The 16,142-nt window shown below is 56.4% G+C and carries 19 protein-coding genes; 18 read left to right on the forward strand and 1 reads right to left on the reverse strand.

Going from position 1 to position 16,142, the window contains the following annotated elements:
• Positions 1–126 precede the first annotated feature (126 nt).
• From FXO11_RS06270 to FXO11_RS06330, 13 genes are all read left to right on the forward strand, one after another.
• Entirely contained in the window at positions 127–690 is a 564-nt protein-coding gene (locus tag FXO11_RS06270) for a cupredoxin domain-containing protein (protein ID WP_148862192.1), read from the forward strand.
• Between the two features lie 40 nt (positions 691–730).
• A complete protein-coding gene (locus FXO11_RS06275) occupies positions 731–2,698 on the forward strand; it encodes a copper resistance system multicopper oxidase (protein WP_227546058.1) in 1,968 nt (655 codons plus the stop codon).
• Positions 2,695–3,429, forward strand: coding sequence for a copper resistance protein B (locus FXO11_RS06280; protein WP_148862193.1), 735 nt, complete (start codon positions 2,695–2,697; stop codon positions 3,427–3,429). The genes FXO11_RS06275 and FXO11_RS06280 overlap by 4 nt, the downstream gene beginning before the upstream one ends.
• 18 nt (positions 3,430–3,447) lie before the next feature.
• Positions 3,448–4,305: a c-type cytochrome gene (locus FXO11_RS06285; RefSeq protein ID WP_227546059.1), complete on the forward strand. Its 858-nt coding sequence runs from the start codon at positions 3,448–3,450 to the stop codon at positions 4,303–4,305.
• Between the two features lie 232 nt (positions 4,306–4,537).
• Positions 4,538–5,905 (forward strand): MBL fold metallo-hydrolase, encoded by a 1,368-nt coding sequence (locus FXO11_RS06290; RefSeq protein WP_148862195.1) that lies wholly within the window; start codon positions 4,538–4,540, stop codon positions 5,903–5,905.
• A gap of 94 nt (positions 5,906–5,999) precedes the next feature.
• A complete protein-coding gene (locus tag FXO11_RS06295) occupies positions 6,000–6,455 on the forward strand; it encodes a YeeE/YedE family protein (RefSeq protein ID WP_148862196.1) in 456 nt (151 codons plus the stop codon).
• The gene (locus tag FXO11_RS06300) at positions 6,455–6,859 is read left to right on the forward strand and encodes a DUF6691 family protein (RefSeq protein ID WP_227546060.1); all 405 of its coding nucleotides are present in this window, start codon (positions 6,455–6,457) and stop codon (positions 6,857–6,859) included. The genes FXO11_RS06295 and FXO11_RS06300 overlap by 1 nt, the downstream gene beginning before the upstream one ends.
• 214 nt (positions 6,860–7,073) lie before the next feature.
• Positions 7,074–7,487 (forward strand): hypothetical protein, encoded by a 414-nt coding sequence (locus tag FXO11_RS06305; RefSeq protein ID WP_148862197.1) that lies wholly within the window; start codon positions 7,074–7,076, stop codon positions 7,485–7,487.
• Positions 7,488–7,584: 97 nt separating this feature from the next.
• Positions 7,585–7,818: a hypothetical protein gene (locus FXO11_RS06310; RefSeq protein ID WP_148862198.1), complete on the forward strand. Its 234-nt coding sequence runs from the start codon at positions 7,585–7,587 to the stop codon at positions 7,816–7,818.
• A gap of 87 nt (positions 7,819–7,905) precedes the next feature.
• The gene (locus FXO11_RS06315) at positions 7,906–8,415 is read left to right on the forward strand and encodes a DUF411 domain-containing protein (protein ID WP_148862199.1); all 510 of its coding nucleotides are present in this window, start codon (positions 7,906–7,908) and stop codon (positions 8,413–8,415) included.
• Between the two features lie 9 nt (positions 8,416–8,424).
• Complete coding sequence (locus FXO11_RS06320; protein ID WP_148862200.1) at positions 8,425–9,285, forward strand: WD40/YVTN/BNR-like repeat-containing protein; 861 nt, start codon at positions 8,425–8,427, stop codon at positions 9,283–9,285.
• Entirely contained in the window at positions 9,278–9,691 is a 414-nt protein-coding gene (locus tag FXO11_RS06325) for a c-type cytochrome (protein ID WP_227546061.1), read from the forward strand. Before FXO11_RS06320 ends, FXO11_RS06325 begins: the two co-directional genes overlap by 8 nt.
• Positions 9,692–9,746: 55 nt before the next feature.
• Positions 9,747–10,232 carry a hypothetical protein gene (locus FXO11_RS06330; protein ID WP_148862202.1) on the forward strand — a complete coding sequence of 162 codons (486 nt, stop codon included), beginning with the start codon at positions 9,747–9,749 and terminating at the stop codon, positions 10,230–10,232.
• A 40-nt stretch (positions 10,233–10,272) separates the two neighbouring features.
• Here the strand turns inward: FXO11_RS06330 and merR are convergent, their stop codons facing one another.
• A complete protein-coding gene (gene merR / locus FXO11_RS06335) occupies positions 10,273–10,707 on the reverse strand; it encodes an Hg(II)-responsive transcriptional regulator (protein ID WP_148862203.1) in 435 nt (144 codons plus the stop codon).
• Between the two features lie 210 nt (positions 10,708–10,917).
• Here merR and merF point away from each other — a divergent pair, with 210 nt between their 5' ends.
• The 5 genes from merF to FXO11_RS06360 all read left to right on the forward strand — a co-directional run bounded on the left by merF (position 10,918) and on the right by FXO11_RS06360 (position 16,086).
• Positions 10,918–11,178 (forward strand): mercury resistance system transport protein MerF, encoded by a 261-nt coding sequence (gene merF / locus FXO11_RS06340; RefSeq protein WP_148862204.1) that lies wholly within the window; start codon positions 10,918–10,920, stop codon positions 11,176–11,178.
• Positions 11,168–12,574, forward strand: coding sequence for a mercury(II) reductase (gene merA, locus FXO11_RS06345; protein WP_148862205.1), 1,407 nt, complete (start codon positions 11,168–11,170; stop codon positions 12,572–12,574). Before merF ends, merA begins: the two co-directional genes overlap by 11 nt.
• Positions 12,575–12,742: 168 nt before the next feature.
• Entirely contained in the window at positions 12,743–12,961 is a 219-nt protein-coding gene (locus tag FXO11_RS06350) for a heavy-metal-associated domain-containing protein (RefSeq protein WP_148862206.1), read from the forward strand.
• A gap of 2 nt (positions 12,962–12,963) precedes the next feature.
• On the forward strand, positions 12,964–13,611 hold the full coding sequence (locus FXO11_RS06355) for an urease accessory protein UreH domain-containing protein (protein WP_148862207.1): 648 nt from the start codon (positions 12,964–12,966) through the stop codon (positions 13,609–13,611).
• Positions 13,612–13,650: 39 nt separating this feature from the next.
• Entirely contained in the window at positions 13,651–16,086 is a 2,436-nt protein-coding gene (locus tag FXO11_RS06360; protein ID WP_148862208.1) for a heavy metal translocating P-type ATPase, read from the forward strand.
• Positions 16,087–16,142 lie beyond the last annotated feature (56 nt).

The following is a 16,142-nucleotide window of genomic DNA, read 5'->3' on the forward strand; positions in this document are numbered from 1 at the left end:
GAACTGTAGCTGAACAATTTTTTTAGGTGAATTCAGCAAGGATTCAGTTTGCCAGGGCAAAGTAAGCTGGAATTTACCATCGGGTCGAAGCCGGCTCGCTTTACATCATCCTTCAGGAGCTTATCCATGAGAAATGCCTGTTCTTGGTTCGTTTCAAAAACAGCGTTTGTGGTTTTCTCTTTTGTTTCCACCGGAGTGTGGGCCGGGGCTAGCCACGACGGTCACGAAGGGCACTCTTCGGCGCAAGCGCAAATGCCGATTGGCCAGCAAGGCAAAGCAGGTGAAGTGACTCGCACGATTGAAGTGGACCTATTCGACAACTACTTCGAGCCAGAGCAGATCGCCGTCAGCGCCGGAGAAACCATTCGCTTCAAGCTGAACAACGAAGGCGCGCTGGTTCACGAGTTCAGCCTGGGCACGCCCGCGATGCACGAAGCCAGCCAGGACATGATGAAAATGATGGTTGATCACGGCGTCATCCAAGGTGGAACGCTCAATCGAGAGCGGATGGCCATGGATATGGGGAACGGTCATACCATGGCGCATGACGACCCCGGCAGTGTACTCCTGGCTCCGGGCGAAACCGCCGAGCTGGTATGGCAGTTTGGTCAGCCGACCACGCTTGAATTTGCCTGCAACGTTCCTGGCCATTATCAGGCCGGTATGGTTGGCGATGTCGAGTTCAAGTAATGGCGCGAATGAATGATTTAGAGGTCTTAGAGGCAAAGCTATGACGTTAGTACGCAATGTATTGATTGCGCTTACGGCGATGACCGCATCGCTGTCCACTGTGGCAGGCGAATACGATTTATCCGTCGATCGCGTGAGCATCGACACGGGCGATTTCGTGAAGGAGGGTATCGGCTACAACGGGAGTTCGCCCGGTCCGGTCCTGCGCTTCAAGGAAGGCGAAGACGTAACCATCAACGTCACCAACAACCTGGATGTCTCCACCTCTATCCACTGGCATGGCTTGATTCTGCCCTTCGAGCAGGATGGCGTTCCGGGGATCAGTTACGCGGGCATTCAGCCCGGTGAGACCTTTACCTATCGTTTTCCCATCGTCCAGAACGGCACTTACTGGTTCCACAGCCATTCCGGCTTCCAGGAGCCTAATGGCGCCTACGGCGCCATCGTCATCGAACCCAAGGGCCGCGAGCCGTTTCGCTATGATCGCGAATACGTCGTTCAACTGACCGACAAGCACCCGCACAGCGGCGAACGTATCATGCGCAACCTGAAGATGATGCCGGACTACTACAACCGTCAGCAGTTGACCGTGGGGGACTTCTTTGACGACGTTGAGAGCGAAGGCTTCTGGGCGACGGTTCAGGACCGTCTGATGTGGGGCGATATGCGCATGATGAAAGCCGATGTCGAAGACGTGCAGGGCTTTACCGGCCTGATCAACGGCAAAGGCCCGGGCCAGAACTGGACCGGATTGTTCGAGCCGGGCGAGCGGATTCGGCTGCGCTTCATTAACTCCTCGGCCATGACCTACTTCGACATCCGCATTCCCGGGCTGGAAATGACAGTGGTCGAAGCCGATGGCAACAACGTCCAGCCGGTGACGGTTGATGAGTTCCGAATCGGCGTTGCCGAGACCTATGACGTGATCGTACGTCCACGGGACGACAAGGCCTATACGATTTTTGCCGAATCCATGGGCCGATCCGGCTTTGCCCGCGGAACTCTGGCGACCCGTAACGGCGAAGAGGGTGAGGTCCCCGAACTAAGGGAAGCGCCGCGACTGACCATGGCGGATATGTCCGGCATGGACGGTATGGATCACGGCAACATGGATCATGGCGCAATGGCGGGCATGGATCTCGGCGGCATGGATCATGGCGCAATGGCGGGCATGGATCTCGGCGGCATGGATCATGGCGCAATGGCGGGAATGGACCACGGTGAGCAGGGTCAAGGTTCCATGGAAGGCATGGACAACAAAGCCATGGGCCATGAAGGTATGGGTCATGAAGGTATGGGCTACGAAAACATGGCTCAGGCTGGCAAGCCCGGGATGACGCGCGATGGCGATACACCGAGCCAGGGCATGAGCGGTATGGATCACAGCACCATGGATCACGGCAACATGGAGCAGAGTACTGCAAATCAGGGTGCCATGGACCACAGCACGATGGATCACGGCTCGATGCCAGCGGACGCCTCCGGCAGCGATGCTTTCTATGCGCCGGGGAGTGGCCTTACCCCCCAGGCGGCCAACGGCGGCAAGTTCCTCTCCTATTCGGACCTTCGCGCTCAAGAGCCGCTGTACGAGGACCGTGAACCCACCCGGGAAATTGAAATGCGGCTGACCGGTAATATGGAACGGTATGCCTGGAGCATCAACGGTGTGAAGTACGAGGATGCCGACCCCATTCGCTTGCAGTACGGCGAGCGCGTGCGCTTCAAGTTCGTCAACGAAACCATGATGACCCACCCCATGCACCTGCACGGTATGTGGTCGATCCTGGATGTTGGCGCTGACGAATGGAACCCGATCAAGCATGTCATCAGCGTTCAGCCGGGCACGACGGTTTATATGGAGACCGAGGTCGATGCGCCGGGCCAATGGGCTTTCCATTGTCACCTTTCCTACCATGCGGCGTCCGGTATGTTTCGCAAAGTCATCGTCGAGGGTGGCCCGGAGCAAGCGAACGGTGCGGATCAGCAGCGCGAAGGAGGTGGCGTATGAGAAACCCGGCCTTTAAGTGGTTGCCCGCCACCTGCGCACTGATCTTTTTTACCGGCAGCGCCCTCGCCGAAGATCGCGGCATACATACGTTCAGCCATTTCTGGGGTGTGCAGTTCGAGGAGTTGGAGTATCGCTACAGTGATGATGACGAAGAGCTGGGTGTGTGGGATGCCGATGCCTTCTATGGCACGGATGAACTGAAGCTACGCTGGTTGTCGAAGGGTGAATACAGTCTTGAAGAAAACGGCTTCGAGGATCTGGAGAACCAGCTACTCCTGCAGACGCCGATATCGGACTTTTTCGATGCCAAGGCCGGGGTGCGCGTCGATACGCCAGAGGGCCCGAATCGGACCTATGGCGTTCTCGGTGTGGCGGGCCTCGCTCCGTACTGGTTTGAGGTGGACGCTAGCCTGTATGTCAGTGATGAAGGAAAAGCATCTGCGGAGTTCGATGCTGAGTATGAGCTGCTATTGACGAATCGCCTGATCATGGCGTTCGGGCTCGACGCTACAGTGGCGTTCAGCGAGGACCGCGAAATCGGCGTGGGTAAGGGGTTGTCCAGCACCGAAACCGGAATACGGCTGAGTTACGATCTGGTTGATCGTGCATTTTCGCCTTATATCGGTGTGGTCCACGAACGTAGCTACGAGGATACGCGGGATTTGGCCGAGGAGGAAGGCGGTTCGGCCAGCGACTGGTTCGCTGTCGTTGGTGCGCGCCTGGTGTTTTGAAGCCGCCGTTGATAGGCCGTGAGCGAAGCCGTGCAAGCGAGCTGCGCTCAATGGACTTCTAATAATACTGAAAATCCGGAGATAACAATGCGATTCCTGTATGGCGTTTTAACGACGCTCGTCGTCCTCGCTCTCGGAGGTGTGCTTTTCGTTTTTAGCGGCCTCTACAATGTTTCGGCACGGGAAGATCATTCTTCCCTGGAAACCTGGGCCATGCACACCACGATGCACAATTCCGTTCAATCGCGTGCCCAGAGCATCGAAGAGCCTGACGACTTGATGACCGAGGAGCGTATAAGGCAAGGCGCACGGGGCTACGATCAGCTTTGCGCGGCCTGCCATCTTAAGCCGGGGCAGAGCGATTCGCTCATTCGCCAGGGGCTCAATCCTCAGCCGCCGTTATTGACGCGTGCCGGTCACTGGAGTGCTGCGGAAAAATTCTGGATTATCAAAAACGGCATCAAGATGACCGGTATGCCCGCCTGGGGAGGCACCCATGAGGATGACGACTTGTGGGAAATCACCGCCTTTTTGCAGCGCCTGCCTGAACTCTCGGAACAGCAGTACGCTGATTTGGTCCAGCCGGATACCTCAGGAAGCGAGCCGGCTGACGATGGCCACGACCATGTCCACAGCGATATGAGTGGTATGACGGGCGCTAACGCCGGTTTAAACGCTTCTGGGGCCGCGGCTAAATCAAATCATGGTGAGGAGAGCCCAGGGCATCACGGCGGAAATAGCGCCGGCCAGCGAGGGCACGATGACATGGAAACCGAAGAGGACGACCATGGGGATAGCGCCCGCCAAACGGAATCCGTCGACAAAGACTCGCAATCGGAAAAAGATGATCATTATGCCGACGGGCATTCTCACTGAGCGCCGTCTTTTTTATCGAGCCGAGACTGGAGTGGTCAAGCATTTTAGGTCCTCCATCTTTTGGGCGCTTATCTGATGAGGTTTCAGGCCACCTTCTGCCACTGCCTGCACGGCTTTTCCGACATGCTGTCGTCAATAGATTGCAGCTTCGTAAGCCAAGAATGGCCTGTCAACTTGTAGCCTGAAGGGGAGTCGTCGACCTGAATGGAACACAGAAAGAAGGAAGCCCGCCATGTTCATTGAGAGAATCAAGTCAGAAGGACTTTCACAACTTTCCTATCTCATTGGTGGTGGTGGAAAGGCAGTCGTTATCGACCCCCGTCGCGACTGTGAGGTATACCTTGAAAAAGCCGCCCAGCTTGGTTGCCGGATTACTCATATCTTCGAGACTCACCGCAATGAGGATCTCATCTCTGGCTCGCCGGTCCTCGCGTCGCTTACTGGCGCTAAGGTGTATCATGGGCCCCATGCGGCCGGAAAGGTGAAGTATGCCGATACCGTGGCCGAAGGGGATAGCTTTTCCACTGGCGAGGTGCGCATCGATGTCCTCGAGACACCGGGCCACACTGATGATAGCGTGTCCTATGTACTGTCTGATCAGTCTTATGGTGAGGAAGCGGTTGCGGTATGTACGGGCGACGCGCTGTTTGTCGGAGATGTGGGCCGCACGGACTTTTATCCTGAGCGGGCGGAAGAAGTCGCCGGGTTGCTTTTTGACAGCTTACAGAAGTTATTGACGCTGGATGATCACGTCTATGTCCTGCCTGCTCACGGGGCTGGCTCGGTGTGCGGTGACAACATGGCAAACCGCGATTTCTCATCGATCGGCTATGAACGGGCGCATAACAAGATGCTCCAGATTACCGATCGCAAGTCGTTTATCGCCGCCAAGCTTGATGAACATCACTATCAACCGCCTTACTTCCGACTGATGGAGCGGCTCAATCTTGAAGGCGGTAAACCCGCTGCCCGCACCTTGGTGCCAATGCCGCTGGATCTGGCTGAGTTCCAGGAACTCGCCAAACACTCGGCGCTGGTCGATATCCGCGATGTCACGGCCTATCTCGGTGCGCATGTGCCAGGCAGTCTTGCACTGCCGGTGGGAATGCTTGCCTCGTTTGCCGGTTGGCTGCTCAAACCTGAAGATGAACTCACGTTGATCGCCGAAAACGCCACGCAAGCTGAAGCAGCGGCCCGACACCTTGCCCGCATTGGTTTCGATAACGTTCAGGGGTATTTTGCCCTCCCGATGCCCGGGTGGGCGGCCAACGGATTGTCTTTCGAATCGATCCCGGCCATAGGGGTGGAGGACGTGGCACGTCGAGTCAACGAAAAGCCGGACAACTGGCAGTTGCTGGACGTGCGCAGCCAGTCAGAGGTGGAAGGCGGCGTGATCGACGGTTCAAAGCACATCTACGTCGGTCACATACCGGTTGAAATGGATGCCCTATCTTCTGACAAACACTACACGGTAATGTGCGCCAGTGGTGCCCGAGCGACTGTTGCCGCATCCGTCTTACTCTCCAAAGGGGTTAAGAACGTCGATGTGTTCATGGGATCCATGGGAGCCTGGAAGAAAGCGGGCTACTCTGTCGGCTAATCGTTTGTTGGAATACCGGCTTGCGTGGGCAATTGGGAAACGAGTGAGAAGCAAGGCTTGTATCTGGATGGACGAATAAAGATAGAGGTAAGCGATGGAATGGGGTTCATATATTCAAGGTGCGGTGGGAGGCCTGTTAATCGGCTTATCCGCGGTTACGTTGATGGCCACATTGGGGCGTATTGCGGGTATCAGCGGCATGGTATCCGGTCTCATCTTTGACCGGTTTACCACAGAGTCTGCGTGGCGACTGGCCTTCTTGCTAGGCCTGCTCAGCGGTCCGCTGCTGATGGTTATGATGAATGGCTCGCTTGGCAATGTTGCGGGCAATCCGGAAGCCGTGGTCGGCGAACCCATCGGTGGTGTGCTGCTGATGGCTGTCGCGGGCTTTCTGGTGGGTTTAGGCTCTGGTATCGGTAACGGTTGCACCAGCGGGCATGGCGTGTGTGGTATCGCAAGGCTTTCTCCGCGATCTATTTGGGCGACGCTGGTTTTTCTGCTCACCGGTATTGCAACGGTCTATTTTACCGGATTCGTAACAGGACCCTGATGATGAAGCTAGTTTTTGGTTACTTGTCCGGTTTGCTGTTCGGTTTGGGGCTCGCTATCGGTGGCATGACCGACCCCCAGCGTGTTCAGGGCTTTCTTGATGTATTCGGCAACTGGGATCCGACGCTTATATTTGTCATGGGCGGTGCCGTGGTAACCGCGTTTATTGGCTACCGCTGGGTATTTCGTCGCCAGCGTCCTTTGTTTGCCGAAACATTCAAGCTTCCCACGCGTCGCGATATTGATACCCGTTTACTCGTCGGAGCCGCTGTGTTTGGGATAGGCTGGGGGCTGTCCGGGTATTGTCCCGGGCCGGCTTTTGCTTCGGTCAGTGGCGTCACCTGGCCATTAGCGGCGTTGTTGCTGTCGATGGTTTTTGGTTGGTGGGTAGCCCGACGGGTTTGACGCGACCGGTCAAATCACCGTGATGAGCGACGCCTCTAGTTTTGAAAAGTGTCTTGACCGGTCTGCTCGATATGGAGATGACCGTTTAGGAGTTTGCCTGACGCCCCCGACGATCGATGTTAAGTTAGTCACTCTGGATTAAATAGAAAATGGGAACCTTCTTTCGTCAGTGGTGTCTGAGCTGTCGTCTTCACGCATAACGTCTGAGTTTACGATGTCTGCCTCTTTACGCATCTACATTGCCGTCCTGATGTCGCTACTGTTGCTGGTCAGCGGGTCGGTGTCGGCTATGTCACTGGTTGCCGGCCTGCCCATTGGCGCGGACATGAGTGACTGCGGGGCATCGATGACGACAGCGGATACCTCTTCTATTGTTGAAGGGGCGTCTGTCGAAGAGGCAACCGCAAACAAGGGTGCCGCGAACAACGGTGCCTGCGGTAGTGTTGCCGGGACCGTTTGTCTCAACCCCGGAAACATGAGCCCATGCGTTGTGCTGTTTGCGCTCGGCTTCTCTCATAAACTATTGATACCAGAGCTGGCCGCCCGGTCAGTATCTCAGCTGCTTGATGTCGAGTATCAAAACCCCGACCTTGCAGTGATAACGCCCCCTCCTGAGCTTCACGCCTGAATTTTCGCTTTCGCGTTGTCGCGTAGCGTCTTTCGATAATTAGATTTTCGAATCCATAGGCCCGTCTTGTAAACAGGGCCATTCAGGAGTGAATACCATGCGTATGTCCACGTTAAAGTGCATTCTTTTTTCCGTTGTTCTTGCCACCGGTGCTGGCGCATTTGCTGTGCAGGCCCATGAAGGCGAGGGCGAATCCATGATGTCCGGTGGAATGATGGGCGGAATGATGAAGATGATGTCCGAAATGTCCCCCGAGGAGCGCAAGGAGATGACGGATGCCTGCATGAAAATGATGCAGAGCGCCACACAGAAGCACCAAGACAGCCAGTAACTTTGCTGGAAACGTTGTAACCGAAGGCTCCCGGCTAAGGCCGGGAGCCTTCCTTCTGTCCTTTTTTGACGTTTATCGAGGCACTTCATGAATAAGAAGGCAGGCTTAGTGGCCGTCGCCGTAGGCGCCACCGCCATCGCAATCATTGGAGCAACATTTGCAACTGAACCGCCCGGGGTAGCTACTGAACAGAACGTAGCTTCATCCACCACCGACAAGCCAACGATTACCGTATACCGCAACGAAAACTGCAGTTGCTGCAAGGACTGGGCAGAACATCTTAAGGAAAGCGGTTTTCACGTGGACCTGGTCGTCACCAACACTATGAATGACGTAAAGCGTGAGCATGGCGTGCCAAGGGAGATGCAGTCCTGCCATACCGCGGTAATGGATAATCTGGTTATTGAGGGCCATGTGCCGGCCGAGGACATCCTGGCTTTTCAGGATAATCCCGTATTCAACGTCGAAGGACTGTCTGTGCCAGGCATGGTCCAGGGGTCGCCCGGCATGGAAACGGGAACAAAACAGGATTATGCCGTTATTGCCTTTGGCGCGAATGGGCTATCCTCGGTTTATCGTGAATACACGGACTATTGAGGTCAGGCCATGATCGAATTTATCAGGGCCGGTGGCCTGTTCGCGCTATTCACGATGTTTCTACCGGCGTTAGCTCTGAGTGAGCCCCTGGCCCTTGGCGCGCCTGTCACCGCGCTCTCCGCGGCATCTTCCACCGGCGGCGAGAAGGCCCTTTGGGCTATCGCAAATGGCGAATTGATCGAAGCCGATGTTAAAACTGGGCGTCTGGCAAAGTTTGTGCCTGCCGGGTTATCGGAAGGGGGTGCTATAAACGCCTTGACCCAGGGCGCTGATGGCCGGCTTTACGTTGCAGGCCCTGGCAGTGGTGTCTGGAGGTACAGCACTGAAAACCAGCAGTGGGCAGATCTGAGTGAAACGCTTCCCACGCTGAACGTGACGGCTATTGCAGCGCATTCGACCCAGGCAGAGACGCTTTATGTCTACGTCCCGGAAGTCGGCATTTTACGCAGCCGGGACGGCGGTTCGGAGTGGGTTCAAGTGGATGGCGGTCCTCAGGAAGCGATTCGAACCTTTCTGCACTCCAACATGCCAGGCAGCATGGAGAGCGGTTGGCTGTTCGCGGGGACACCCCGCGGTGTGGCGCGATCCATGGACTGCTTCTGTTTATGGAGCGATGCGGGGGAACTGCGAGGTGAGGTGTCATCCCTCGCCTACAATTTCGACAGTCCGATGAATGTCTATGCCGTCATTGATGGGCGATTAAATCACAGCGCAGATGGCGGTGAGTCCTGGTCGGCAATGGCGGTCCCGAAGGATGTCTCTGCCGTCGCCTACGACAGCGAGACTGGACGACTGTTTGCCGGCACCACGGACGGAAATTTGCTCTATCGAGAGGCTTCCGGCGAGTGGCAGGGGATTCGCCGTGACTAGAAAGCTGCTAGCTGTCGGTCTGCTGTTTGCATCGTGGGCCGTTTGGGGAGGGGGCAAACCCGAGAGCGACTCGACTAGGCAGGGCAGACAGCTCTACCAGCAGCATTGTGCCGCTTGCCATGGCCGGGAGGCAGAAGGCGCTGACGAGTGGAAAGCGCGTAACGCGGTGGGGGAGTTGCCCCCGCCGCCGCACGACGAAACCGGTCACACCTGGCGGCATAGCGACAGCATGCTATTCAAGATGATTGCCGATGGCTGGCGCGATCCGTTCAATAAAACGGATCGTTTAACCATGCCGGCGTTCGGAGACACGCTCTCCGATACGGAGATCCGGCACATCACCGAGTACCTGAAAACGCTTTGGACCGAAGCGCAAAGGGTCTATCAAGTAAAGCAAAGTCAGTAGATACGTAGGCCAGTGTTTTATAAGCACTGAACCGAAAAGCACAAGAAAATACATTATGGCCCCCAGCAAAAAAGCAGTCTTAAACGTTCCAGAGCTTCACATTGCGATCTTCGCATTTCTGCTGCACTTCATTTGGGAGCTCATCCAGATGCCCTTGTTCGCAGGCTTTGGTGAAACCCACTACTACAAGGTGATCCTTCATTGTACCCGGGCGACTTTCGGGGATGTGGTTATCTCTTTAGCGGCGTTTTGGTCAGCCTGTGTCGTGGTGAAGTCGCGTTTCTGGTTTTTGCGATATGGAAAACCCGGGCTCTGGACATTTTTGGGCGTCGGCATGCTGATAACGATTGTCTTCGAGGTTTTGGCAACCGGCCCCCTCCGAAGATGGGAGTACGGTGGCGCCATGCCGGTCCTGCCCATACTTGGGGTTGGCTTTTCGCCAGTCGCTCAGTGGATCGTGCTCCCTCTGTTGCAACTCTGGTTTGTCAGGCGGCAGGTGCTGGGAGGAAAGCTGGAAGCAGAAGGTATCCGGATTGCGTGAGATCTTTCGTAGCGAACCAACATCTCGTTTGTTCGAGAGTCTAGCCTGTGTATGGACCCGATTCCCTGAAACCTTCATATAACGACGCGATCATCGGACAGGTAATATCCCCTTGGTGAACTTGGCAGCGGGCGACCATTTCGCTTAGCACCTTCTCAATTCGACCCAGTCTGTCGATCTTCTCACGGACACTCTGCAATTTATGTTCGGCGATAATACTGGCTTCCTGACAATGTGCGCCATCCTCCAGGCAGAGTAGATCGCCGATCTCATTGAGACTAAAGCCTAACTGCTGCGCTGTTTTAATGAACGTTAGCCGTTCGACGTCGTTAACACCATAGCGACGAACGCCCCCCGGAGGACGTTCCGGCTCCGGTATCAACCCTCTTCGCTGATAAAAGCGAATCGTCTCGACATTCACGTCAGCTGCCTTGGCCAAGCGACCGATGGTTAGCGTGTTGGTCATGTTTGGCATCACCTTGACTCCGTACCTAACTACGGAAGTAACCTTATCCCAATCAACCTATTCATTAAAGCTTGACGACCATGTCCACATCTAAATTAAGACTGCGAAGCGGAGATCACCATCGAGGATATCCTGAAATCTGTGGCGCTTTAGCTGAGGCCCTCGCAAATGCTGGCTTGCCTCAACTCCGAAATTTTCCGATTCGAATCGAGAGTCGCCATGAAAAATCCTAATAAACTTCTGCGGGTGGGTGTGATAGGCATCGCTCTGGTTGCATTGTGTTGCTTTACGCCGATTTTGGTGATTCTACTGGGTGCTATCGGGTTGGCGGCATTTACCGGTTACCTCGATTACGTGCTGCTGCCTGCCTTGGCTGTTTTTATCGGCCTGACTCTCTACGCGATATGGCGTAATAAACCATACAGCGCTTGTGATAAAGAGAGTTTTCCCAAAACCAAGGAGTCTCGAAATGAGCGATAGTGCAAAGCTCCATGTCGCCGTGATCGGTAGCGGTGGCGCGGCTATGGCGGCTGCCCTAAAAGCGGTCGAGCGTGGCGCGCGAGTTACCCTGATTGAACGCGGAACCCTTGGCGGCACTTGCGTGAATGTTGGCTGCGTGCCTTCCAAAATTCTGATTCGTGCAGCCAAGGTGGCCTATATGCGCAAGGTGAGTCCCTTTGACGAGGGGCTGAGCGCTAATATGCCGATAGTGGATCGAGTGGAGTTGCTTGAGCAGCAGCAGGCGCGTGTCGAAGAACTACGAGATACTAAATACCAGCGGATTCTCAGCGGCGATCCGGCCATCACGGTCCTGAACGGCGAGGCTCGGTTTGTTGACGCGCATAACCTGACGGTCAAGCTGAACGGTGGGGGTGAGCAGAACATCAACTTCGATCGTGCCTTCATTGGCACCGGGGCCCGTCCGGCAGAACCGCCGATACGAGGTCTGGCAGATACACCCTATCTAACGTCCACCAGCGCATTGCTTTTGGACACAATACCCGAAAGGTTGACGGTAATAGGCGCTGGGTTAGTCGCCCTGGAGTTGGCGCAGGCATTTGCCCGACTTGGTAGCCAGGTCACGGTGATGGCTCGTAGTCGCCTGTTGTCAAACGAAGATCCCGCAATTGGTGAGGCGGTAGACGCAACGTTTCGGCATGAGGGCATCAAGGTGCTCAAGCAGGCCCAGGCGAAGCGTGTGGACTATATCAACGATGAATTTGTTATTGATACCGATACTGACACAGTGCGAGCGGACCAACTGCTGGTAGCAACCGGCCGGACACCCAATACCGAGGCTCTGAATCTGGAGGACATCGGCGTAAAAACCGAACGTGGCGCGATTCTGGTGGATGAGTATCTGCAAAGCACGGTAGCGGGTATCTATGCCTCCGGTGACTGCACTGATCAGCCGGAGTTTGTCTATGTGGCCGCCGCAGGGGGCAGCCGGGCTGCAATCAATATGACTGGCGGCAAGGCCACTCTGGATCTCAGGGCCATGCCGAGGGTGATGTTTACCGACCCCCAGGTCGCCACCGTTGGCTTAACAGAGGCCGAGGCGCTCAGGCAGGGTTTTAGTGTGGAGACCCGCGTGCTCGACTTGGAGAACGTTCCGCGTGCACTGGTCAATTTCGACACCGGTGGTTTCATCAAAATGGTAGCTGAACGCGACACAGGGAGGCTGCTGGGCGTTCAGGCGGTTGCGGGGGAAGCTGGAGAATTTATTCAGACTGCGGTGATGGCGCTCCGGGCAGCCATGACAGTGCAAGCCATCGGCGACGAGCTGTTTCCCTATCTGACCCTGGTAGAGGGGCTTAAATTATGTGCCCAGACCTTCACCAAGGATATTAAAAGGTTGTCCTGCTGTGCGGGTTAAGGGATATGAATTCAATTGTGTAGCACTGCCGGGTGAGCAGGGCCGTCAAAATTCCCTCGAGTAAATGAATTCTTGACCTTGAGTCAACTCCAGGTCGTATCGTCCGTCTGAAGACAATTTTTTGAGGCCTGGGGAGCGTAGTGTCGCTGCCTACATTCAGGAGTGATCATGAAAACCACGACTTTGTCTATTAAGGGCATGCACTGTGACGGCTGCGTGCAAATCGTTCAGCACATGCTGGAACAGCAGGCGGGTGTCAAGGGTTGCTCTGTGTCACTGGACGCCAAGCAGGCGCGCGTAGCCCACGACGCTGACCGCGTATCAGCCGAAACGTTGGCAGAATCCGTACGAACAGCAGGTTATGAGGCGCTGCCTACGGAGAACTAGCCATGGAGCTGCTGCAAAGTCTGGCCTTGGCGATGGGTCTCGGTTTGTTGGGCTTCATAGAGCCGTGCTCCGTCGGTAGCCATCTCATCTTCCTCAAATTCCTGGATCGGCTTCCGAAGCGGCAGCGTTGGCTGCAAACGTTGATTTTTACCCTCGTGCGGTCGGGATTTATGGCACTGCTCGGCGTAGTAGCGGCTACGATCGGTGCGCGCTTTCTTGGCATCCAGGAGACCTTATGGGTCGTCTTGGGCAGTGTGTATATCCTTTTGGGGCTGGTTTATCTCGCGGGCGGGGCATCCTGGATCATTCGGCGCTTAAACCGCTTGCTTCCTCACGTCTCTCCGACGGCCGGTGGCGTGGGCTTGGGAGCTGCATTTGGGCTGAATATTCCCGCCTGTGCGGCCCCACTGCTTGCGGTATTGCTGGGCGACGCCGCTGCTCGGGCGGCCATGGATTCCGGTGCTGCCCACGGTGCTTTGTCGCTATTCATTTTCGGGCTGGCGCTTTCGAGTCCGCTGGTGTTGGCCGTGTTTACCCGTACCGGCCGTCGGATGATGAATGCTATCACCCGCTTTGCCGGACGTATGCCGCGTTGGACCGGTGGGGTACTGATCGTACTGGGTCTTTGGTCCATTGCATTGGCGCTCTAATGCTTGATGCGCCTCAACGAATCACTCGGAGGCAACACGATGACCGACGACACAAGTCCATCGGACGAAGTTACCCCATGGAGCGAAGAGGCGACTGACCGCCGCGGAATCAGCCGCGTACGGGCGCACATTGGTGGCCTTCATTGCTCGCTGTGTACCGGGACCATTGAGCGTGCTCTAGGCGCCAAACCAGGCGTCGAGCGCGTTGCAGTCAGCCTGACTCACGAGCAGGCATTGGTGGAATACGATAACAGTCGCTCCAATGCCAGGGACCTGATGGGCACATTGCAGCAGATCGGCTATACCCTGAGTGATCCACGTAAAGTCGAGCCCTTCGAGCGTCAGGAAAGAGCGCTTGCCGTTGAACGCAATCGCTTCGTCGTCGCGCTTGCTATGAGCCTGGCTGCGGTCGGACTTATCGTCGACACCACCACGTTTTGGACCTTGGGGTTATCAGCGCTGGTGTATGTCAGCTTGGTCGGGTTTGGTTACGCGGTGCTGCGAGGCAAGGGAACAAAGGCGGCGCTGGTCGGCAGCGGTGGCCTGGCGGCGGGCGGACTGATCTTGCTTGGGTTGCGTGTCGGCGGTGTGTTGAACGGCCTTGAACCGTTACTGGTCGCAGCGCTCGCTCTGGGCACGGTATTCGGTATAGCCCGCCACATGTTGATAATGGCGTCACAAGCGTTACGTCGCGGTATTCTCAATCAGCATGTGTTGGTGGAGATCGGCGCTTTCGCCGGGCTGGCGGGCGGCGCCATCGGGCTCATCCTCCGGCCTGAGGGCTACCCGACCGCGGCCTTTTTTGCCGTGTCGGTGATGGTGCTCACTTACCATATATTCTCCGAATGGTTGTCGCTGATCGTTAAAACACGTAGTGCGCAATCGGTCAAACGTTTGCTCGATCTTCAGCCAAATGTGGCACACGTTGTAGCCGAGGGCGATGAAAAGGACGTTCCCGTCGATCAGGTCACATCCGGTATGCGCGTAAGAATTCGCCCAGGGGAGCGTATCCCGGTCGATGGCATCGTCATTGAGGGGGCCTCGGCCGTGGACGAGGCACTGATCACTGGCGAGCCTTTGCCGGTGGACAAGGCGATAGACGACAAGATTGTGGGCGGAGCGATCAATGGCAACGGTACACTGGTGATTCGTGTCACGGCCGTGGGCGCAGAGAGCTTCCTGCATCAGGTCATCAGCAGCGTGGAAGATGCGCGGGCGCTCAAACCCGGCCTGCTGCATATCGTGGATCGCGTCTTGCAGGTGTATACGCCTACTGTCCTGACAATTTCCTTCCTGGCCTTCGTGGCATGGGCGCTCGGGCCGCTGTTTCTGGGGGGCGATCCCCAACTCCAGCGCGCCGTGTTCGCAGCGTTGACGGTTCTGGTGATGGGCTATCCCTGCGCGGTCGGTATTTCAGCGCCACTATCCATCGTCAGGGGCGCCGGGGAAGCCGCCGATAAAGGCGTGTTGATGCGCACCGGCGAAGCCTTCCAGGCGCTGCGCACCGTCGATACGTTCGTGTTCGACAAAACCGGGACACTCACCGAGGGCCGTCCAGCGGTGCGGCACATCGAGAGTCTCGAAGGCGACGACGATGCCCTTCTGGCTATTACAGCCGCGGTCGAGGCGGCGTCCGAGCATCCATTGGGCCGAGCGGTGGTCGAGAAGGCGTTGGAGCTGGGGCTGGAGTTTCCCGAGGTGGAACGTTTTCAGGCCGAGTCCGGACTTGGTGTAACCGCCCGCGTCGATGATGAAGATATTAGAGTTGGCAGTCCGGCCTATCTAAAGTCGCTGGGCATTGATCTTAGCGCGTTGAAAGACAGCGTCGAAAGCGCCGAAAAGGATGGCCATACAGTGATTCTCGCGGCCCGCGGTGAGCAGCTGCTCGGATCGATTGCCCTGGGCGACGCCCTGCGCACCGATACCGTCGAAACCATTAACCGCCTCCGCGAGTTGGGTATCCGCACGGTCATGCTGACAGGCGACAACGAGCGCGCTGCCCGACATATCGCCGAGCGCGCCGGGATTGACGAGGTCTATGCCGAAGTGTTGCCCGCCGACAAGGCCGAAACGCTGCGGACAATGCAGGGCGAGGCGCGAATCGCCATGGTCGGTGACGGCATTAACGACGCTCCGGCATTGATGCAGGCCGATGTCGGCATTGCCATGGGTAGCGGCACTGATATCGCCATTGACGCGGCCGATATCATCATCCTCAATGGGCGTGTAGGCGCGGTCATTACCGCGTGGGAGATTAGCCGGTGGGGTTACCGCAAAATGCTACAGAACGTGAGCCTGGCCTTCTTGTTCAACGGGGTGGGTATTCCACTGGCGAGCACCGGACTGATTTATCCGGTCTGGGCCATGGTTGCGATGGCCGCTAGTGTGACCGCGATCTTCATCAACTCGCTGTGGCAGCGTCCGTCGATCTTTTTCGATGCAGTGTCCAGTGTCGGTAACGAAGCAAATGAATAACGCATGATTTTCAAATCAAAGCGTGCCATTCATAGTCGGAAAGAGACACAAGACGA

This window comes from Marinobacter fonticola, from assembly GCF_008122265.1.
Taxonomy (GTDB): domain Bacteria; phylum Pseudomonadota; class Gammaproteobacteria; order Pseudomonadales; family Oleiphilaceae; genus Marinobacter_A; species Marinobacter_A fonticola.